5 protein-coding genes are annotated in these 7,023 nt (G+C 56.2%); 2 read left to right on the top strand and 3 right to left on the bottom strand.

The window, feature by feature from the left end; all coding sequences use genetic code 11:
* Positions 1-189: 189 nt before the first annotated feature.
* Positions 190-1,128, top strand: a complete 939-nt coding sequence (locus K7H93_RS15770) for a hypothetical protein (protein WP_230784418.1) — start codon at positions 190-192, stop codon at positions 1,126-1,128.
* Positions 1,129-1,281: 153 nt separating this feature from the next.
* Here the strand turns inward: K7H93_RS15770 and K7H93_RS15765 are convergent, their stop codons facing one another.
* From K7H93_RS15765 to K7H93_RS15755, 3 genes are all read right to left on the bottom strand, one after another.
* Positions 1,282-2,892 carry a type IV secretory system conjugative DNA transfer family protein gene (locus K7H93_RS15765; protein WP_230784417.1) on the bottom strand — a complete coding sequence of 537 codons (1,611 nt, stop codon included), beginning with the start codon at positions 2,890-2,892 and terminating at the stop codon, positions 1,282-1,284.
* A 487-nt stretch (positions 2,893-3,379) separates the two neighbouring features.
* Positions 3,380-3,670, bottom strand: coding sequence for a hypothetical protein (locus K7H93_RS15760; RefSeq protein WP_230784416.1), 291 nt, complete (start codon positions 3,668-3,670; stop codon positions 3,380-3,382).
* 1 nt (position 3,671) lies between these two features.
* Positions 3,672-4,187: an antirestriction protein ArdA gene (locus K7H93_RS15755; RefSeq protein WP_230784415.1), complete on the bottom strand. Its 516-nt coding sequence runs from the start codon at positions 4,185-4,187 to the stop codon at positions 3,672-3,674.
* A 311-nt stretch (positions 4,188-4,498) separates the two neighbouring features.
* On the opposite strand from K7H93_RS15755, the gene K7H93_RS15750 reads away from it, so the two are divergent.
* Complete coding sequence (locus K7H93_RS15750) at positions 4,499-6,721, top strand: hypothetical protein (protein ID WP_230784414.1); 2,223 nt, start codon at positions 4,499-4,501, stop codon at positions 6,719-6,721.
* The last annotated feature ends 302 nt before the right edge of the window (positions 6,722-7,023 follow it).

Here is a 7,023-nt window from a genome sequence, read left to right as displayed (position 1 = left end):
GCTATTTGCCAAAAGTAGAACATAAAAAGTACAATGTGTCTACTATTCATTTTAGGGATGGCTGATCGCGGCCCGATTGCAGTTGCCGAACCCCACCAATGTGTTTCACTTACACCTAGCATGGCAAGGTCAGTCGGGACGCGATCAGCCATGCTTGATGTCGGGGACGGTTAAGAGTGGGGTTCAAATATGTCTGATGGAACGGATCGACCGTCGGTGCTGTCGGATATCAACTTTGAACGCGTCTTCCGCTTGGCCGCAGGGATCAGTTCCCTGCTCCTTCTTCTCGGATTCGTTGTGTCCACCGTTCTCAACCAGTTTGTATTCTGGCAGTGGAACCTCAGTTTCATGACTTTCGCGGCCCCGGTGGACGTCATAATGTCCGGGATAAATTTGGTTTATGACGCGTCTATCACTGCGATCATCTCGCTCGTCGTGATATTTGCGGCTGAGCACTACTCTGGGATAGTGGAAGAAGCCGACAGGAAGCGCGGTCCTTGGTTATACACAGGTCTGGCAATTCTGCTTTTCATGTTTGCGCCAATCTTTTCGGCAATAGCGAGCGCGTTTGAGACTAGCGGACCAAAAGATTGGCCTTTCGCTTTCAACGAAGCTGCAGGGATCGCAAACACACAGATCAGTTTCGGAACGGCACTCGCAGCCGTGCAGTTGTGGCGACTGCGCAGGATTTTGCCAACGGATCACCTCGCTCGCTTGGGCGCATTGTCTGGCATCGTTTTTGCACTCATCGCTGTTGTGAGCGGCGGCATCAATCTGGTCCAGATCCGCGCATCGGTCGGCTATGAAACACGATTGCTGGATATTGTCGGCCTGCCCGACGAGACCTGCAAGGGACGCAATCCGATCGCTTATTGGGTCGGCTCGAACTATATCGTCGCTCGCTGTCCAGGTGAATTCGAACATTTTGTGATTAAGACCGATTTGGCAGAGCGGTTCGAGTTATCCAATGAACGAGCTTTTTGTCGCAATGACGAACCCGGCCTTTGGCTCAGTTGCATCGTCCCTCGAACGATCTTGGATGACCAACCAGCAAACCCTTTCGGTACACCAGATGTGAGTGCGCCGTCGCTACCGAGCGACCGTCAGGATGAAGGTCCAGTCTCCTAGCGGGGCGATGGTCTCGAAGCCGAAATCGAACAGAGGTCGTGGACAAACTTCGAAAGGCATTTGTGCCATTCAACCCTGCCGGGAACATCGTATTTGAAGCGAGGCAGCTCTTCTCTCCCAGCGGCAAACCCGACCGTCCGTTTCCACCTCAGCTCATGCGATTTTGATCCCCCCAAGATAGCGTATCACTCCGTCGGCGTATTGGGGGAGGTGCGCGAGTTGTGGCGGGACCGGAGCGGTAATGACATCTTGCCATCTGCTACCAAGACGATGACGCAGCCGCACCTTGTCGTGCGGCGGATGGAATGGGTTCGGCAGCCAGAGGCCGTTGAGTTCTTTCTGGTCGTCATAGTGCCGCTTACACGAGAAGAGCGGATGCAGATTGAGGCCTGAGACGAAGGTGATTTGACGGTCTTCCTCCATCGCCAGAATTTCGTCCGGTGTCATAAGCGGGCGCTGCATCTTGGATCGCATCTGTGCTGCCCGGCGATAATGCGCGTAGTCGAACGCTGCGCCTTCGTCGCCGCCGATCATGAAGCGCCGTAGAGCATCGCGCTGATAGCGCTCGGCATTCTCCTGCTGGCGCTCGTCGTCATACTCAAGCGTGGCATTGCCGAGCATATTGCTGATGAGCTGTGCGGTCTGAAAATCCCTCACGCCGAAGAAGGTGCGCAGCTGTGCCGAACCGATGAAAGATTGGAGGGTCGCGGGATCGAAGTTGCGGATGATCTGGCCGACATCTTGGAACAAGGCGATGGTGCGGACCCCTTCGCCACGACCGAATGTGAAGGCCTGTAGCAGGGATTCAAAACGACCCATCTGTCCCGCCTCGTCGACGATCATCGTCAAACGCGGCGCTTGCGGAGCGCGGCCTTTGTAGAGACGGCTGACGGTGAAGAGCACCCGCAACAGCGGAGAAAGAATCCCGATATATTCCATCGGCACGAGAGCGAAAAAACTGGTGGTCTGCTGTGTGTCGGTGAGATCGCGGAGCGAGAGGTCCGCGCCGTCCAGATTGGCCATGACGGTCGGGTCATTGAGGAAGTGCAGGTGCGCCTTGATCGTGCCGAGAATCGCTCCGAACTCGCGCGGCGCGTTCTGCTGCTTCTGCCAGATTTCTCCGGCTGCCACACGAACATCGGGATGGATTGAGGGCTCCATCGCGGACAGCTCCGCATCCCAAGCGACGGGATCGCTTTCGATCATGGCGAGCTGGCGGGCGAGTACCGGGAAGCTGGTGTGTCCGTCGCGCTCGACGCGCGATTTCAGGAGGGCATCGATCCATTGCCGTGCCCGCAACTCGAAATACTGGCCGTTGGCGCTTCCAGATAGTGGAATGAGCGATGCGGAAATAAAGGCGCAGTCGGCATGCAATCGCGGATCATTGGCCTGCAAGATATCGAGCGGGTTGAGGCCGTGGTTAGCAAGGCCGTGCAGCCGATAAGGATTGAAGCTGTAAACGAAGCTGCGCACCTTGGCGAAAGCCAGAATGGTCGTGGCGAGCAACTCACCGCGTGGGTCGAGCACCCATAGTGGCCGACGTGCCAGCGCATGACGAATGATCGCCTCTATCCCCCAATCTCTGGCCTTGCCCGATCCCGCCCCACCAAAAATCAGGCCGGGGGAATCGGACTTCAATGCGAGGCGGCGATTGCCGCTGTAACCGATGTGGAGGCCATCCGGCGTAAGGAGCCCTGCGTGGGCGATTTCCTCTTCTGTGCTCCAGCGGGCCGACCCGTGGCGATAATACTCGTTGTCAGACATGCGATGGTATTCCCCTGAAACAAAAAGGGCGACCCGAAGGCCGCCCTGAAAAGGTGGTTGGATTTTCTCGGCTATCTTTAGCCGAGCATGGCGGCGACGATGATGATTAAGAAGACAATCCCTGCGATCTCGCCGCCTGTCAGCTTGCGCTTCCACTTGGCGTTGACTTCGTCGAGCTGCATATTGCTCATAGCTATGTCCTTTCGTGTCTGACCGCCGTCCGACTTGGTGCGCGGATTGGCTAAGGACATAGCCGCCGCGATTCGCTCTCTTGGGGGGTTAGACCGTGAGCATCCCGCCGATGAGCACGCCAAGCATGAAGCTGAGAAAACACACTGTGGGCCAGTCGGGACCGTAAGGTCCGAAAGGGCCAATCTCACGTTCCGGGATGCAGGTGTAGTTGAGCCTGTGCATGATGGGTCTCCAGCGATTACGACTGGATGGACCTTGGCAGCAGGGATCGACGGGGCTGGGGGGATAGATTCGCTCAGAACAGGCTGTATTGCCTGCTGGCCTCGACGTAGCTCTTCCAAGCCTTGCTCTCGGCTTCCTCGTCCAGCCATGCCACCATCTGTGCAACCACATCGCCGCCGTGGGCCTCGATCGTTCCGGGCTCGTGGAAGTGCGAGCGATACCCCGTTTCCGTGATCGGCAAGGGCGCACGGTCAGGATCGATGCTGTGGATTTCGAGGTGGGCGATCACGTTCCATTTGAGGGGCGTGTAGGTCGCCTCGATCTCGATTCCTTGCCATGTGAAGCGGTGGACTTGCGTTTCCATCTCACAACCCCGCGAAGACATGCACTTCATCGAAGGCGGTCTGGATGGTGAACACATCGCCGGACAGTTCGGCATCGCGTGCCATGGCCTGCCAGTCGATGTAAAAGCGCAGATGCTCGGGAATGGCGCTGCAATCTTCGGTCAGCTCCTGCACATAGTCGGCCAGGCTTTCGAAGCTGCCGTGGTAGCTCTCATCCAGCGCCTTGCGCGCTTCCTCGATATCATCGAAATGCTGGAGAAGCTCCGCGCCAAGCTTGCCATGCTCACCGATGAACGCGGCCAACTCGGACACCCGTTCCATGCCCTCGTATTCGGCAATGGCGACACCTTCGAAGCCTTCGTAGTCATGGATGGCCCATTCTTCTGCATCGGCAATGGGTGAGGCATCCAGCATCGCTCGGATTTCGCCGTAAATCTCCCATGCTTCCTGCTGCGCATCGATCCAGCGTCCATGCAGCCTGCCGTTATTGTAAGCGGCCAGGCAGGCCACATAGATTCTGATTTCTCCTTTGCTCATTTTGATCCCTCCAATGGGTTAGGGGTTGCTCATGCAACCTTGCCCATCGGCGAGATCGGGGTGTGCAAACGGAACGAACAAATCGGCGGCGGGCGCAGGCCCATCGGGCCGAGCCTCGGGAGACCGCCTATTTTTCGTGAAGTGCGCCGAGGGGCTGGCCCCTAAGCTCTGCGCGAGGGATTGAAGCCGAATGGCCGAGACAGCTCGCTGGCTCGGTTTACGAAAGCCCGGCCCGAAGGGCGCGGCTATTGTTCTTGTTCTGAATTGGCAATTGCTTCGCTAGAGGAAGATTTATTGTGATATCTTTAGGCATGAATCTTCTTGCAGCAACCAGCTATATTCCGGGTCATCCAGATGAGAATCAGGTGCCGGGTGTTAGTCGCCTTCCAACGCCGATGCCGCAGATTATTTATGCATTCGCTTTGCCCGACTGGAGAGATAACGAAGTCACACCCTTCCAAGGCTTCGCTCCCGGTCTCATTGACCTTGTGCCATTGATGGATTTTATTCCGCCGCTTCCAGCTGACGTCTTCGAGTTCACGATGGAGCCAGCTGATATGTTGGCTAGGCGCAGAGCGGGCGAAGGGGCTTGGTACTGGACGCCGGTAAATCTCTCGACGCTGCTGGCAAAGCGCAGCCCCAAACCTATGCAGCCGTTCGTGGTTGTTTTTTCAGGAGACGCAGAAACGGCCAAAGCGGTTAGCAAATGGCGAAAGGGCCTGAGGATCAGGCCGCTGCACGTTAGTGCTCAAAAGGTCGGTGGCGCACTCCATCCCGCAGACCTTACTGTCGATCGATTGAATCAGCATTGTCGCTATGCTCTCCGACAAGCGTGTAAGGCCGAAAAGCGCCTAGACGGCACTGACATCGATGCCGCCCTTGGTGAGTGGAAGACGATAGAGCGTCGACCGTGCAGTCTCACCTATCATTCCCACAACGTCACGCGACCGAATGAACTGACGCTGGTCGCTTCGGGCGAACTTCCGGCCGACACAGAAGAGGGACATTTGAATGCCTCACCGCATCCCCACTACGTACAAGGAATAACTGACTCTGCTGCGGCAGTTATGGATCTGTGGCCTCAAACCAAGGATCGACAGGCGCACCTACTGGATCCGCCACGCCCGGACCTGTTCTTGATTGCACCTGCGATGGCCCCAAGTGCCGCCAAAGCCATCGAAAGGGCATTGCCGGATCGCAAGGCGGTACATGCGTTGCGAGCGCTTCAGCGGCAGCGCGATTATACGATGCAAATTGAGGCGGACGAAGATGATCTGGACAAGATCGGTCCGATACTTAGCTTGCGTGGAGCGGAAACCAAAATTCTTACCACGGCGGTGGGCCTGCGAACTGCCTCGACTGTCGCGGCCACGATCCGCTTACCACCTGCGGTAGCGAGAACAGGTGGTGTTGTTGGCCAACTTGCGCGATTTCTGAGAAAACATGAAAACCCGCCAGCCATAAAGTCTGCGCGGGTATTTCGCGCAGTCCAAGATGCATTAGCGGCGACCGTACCTGACGAGCACCTTGAATTAATCAAACGGTCGGAGGCAGGAATCAAGATCATCGCCGATGCGCCACTCGAATGGCTTCCCATCGACGGGCTGCCTTTGGGAATCCGATATGACGTTTCGCGCATAAACGCGACGCCGGGGAATCTTTTCCTCCAGCATATCCGCGCACCGATGACCCAATACATCCCGCCAGATGCATTTCGCGATTGTCTAGTGCTCTCAATGTTCGATGAAAATGACAGAATTGCCTACCATCTGCGCGTCGGCGTCTCCGGGGCCGGCGACGGCTCGTCTAGGAAAATGCGAACGCAATATGCTTCACCAGAATCGGTCGACGAATTTGTGGAAGCCGTAAATCAGTTTCGTGGGCCAATGTTGATCGTCGATAGTCACGGCTCACACGATGAAGGCGATGGGCCGGGAGGTCTAATTATCGGCGGCAAGAGCGTGGATGTTTGGAGCCTAAGCGACAGGATACGGATGCCGCCAATCGTTCTGCTGAGTGCGTGCGACACACACCCTTTTGATCGGTCTCACGCAACGATCGCGAATGGGTTTCTTGCCTGTGGGGCAGTTTCAGTGATCGCTACCGCGCTTCCGATACGGGCGAGACAGGCTGCTCGGTTCGCGATGAGAGTTTTGAATCGCGCCATCCACTTTGCCGATATCGTGAATGATATGGGGCGAAGCGTTCCTTGGACCAACGTGGTCGGCGGCGTTTTGCGGATGGAGCTAGCGACAGATATTATCCGTGGCTTCAGCGAAGCGGGTTTCTACGATCAAGATGCCGTGAACGAACTCATGCTGGAGACTAACAAAGATTTGAACCCGTTAAGGTCGGATTGGTTCGAAAGGCTCTCTGAACGTATTATAGAGGCGACCGCCATTGATGAAGGTGAATGGCAGAAGCGTAGCGCCGACATGATCGCAAGCAGCGATGCCATTAGATATCTACACGTCGGAAATCCGGAATCTCTTCTCATCGCCGACAGCCGCGTTTTGCAAGACAGCCAAGAGTAATTTTATAAAGCTCTTGTGCGGTTCAGGTGGTACACCATTCGGACAATGGGCCTGCCTCGGTCTTAGAACTATCCTTCACTTTGATCCTCCGTTCATGGAGTGAAAAAAGAGCGATTCGTGGAGATCTGCACGTGTGAAAATTTTGCGGGTTTGCGGACCAACTTCGCGTAAACTCGTTAGAGCTTGCCCAGTGCCCGTCTGCGGTATTTGAAGGTGGCGCAGGCGATCCTAGGTGGCGCGCCCCCTTGGTGCCACAAGCGCTGCAACCATGCGCGCTAGGTCGATAACTAGCTTTTGTAGTT

It is taken from the genome of Citromicrobium bathyomarinum (assembly GCF_021021475.1).
GTDB lineage: Bacteria > Pseudomonadota > Alphaproteobacteria > Sphingomonadales > Sphingomonadaceae > Alteriqipengyuania > Alteriqipengyuania bathyomarina.
Note: the sequence above shows the minus strand (reverse complement) of the source record. Positions and strands in the feature narration are given on the sequence as shown.

Excerpts from the sequence above, each read along its gene's own strand:
- K7H93_RS15770 (WP_230784418.1), top strand. The coding sequence starts at position 190 with ATGTCTGATGGAACGGATCGACCGTCGGTGCTGTCGGATATCAACTTT.
- K7H93_RS15765 (WP_230784417.1), bottom strand. The coding sequence starts at position 2,892 with ATGTCTGACAACGAGTATTATCGCCACGGGTCGGCCCGCTGGAGCACA.
- K7H93_RS15760 (WP_230784416.1), bottom strand. The coding sequence starts at position 3,670 with ATGGAAACGCAAGTCCACCGCTTCACATGGCAAGGAATCGAGATCGAG.
- K7H93_RS15755 (WP_230784415.1), bottom strand. The coding sequence starts at position 4,187 with ATGAGCAAAGGAGAAATCAGAATCTATGTGGCCTGCCTGGCCGCTTAC.
- K7H93_RS15750 (WP_230784414.1), top strand. The coding sequence starts at position 4,499 with ATGAATCTTCTTGCAGCAACCAGCTATATTCCGGGTCATCCAGATGAG.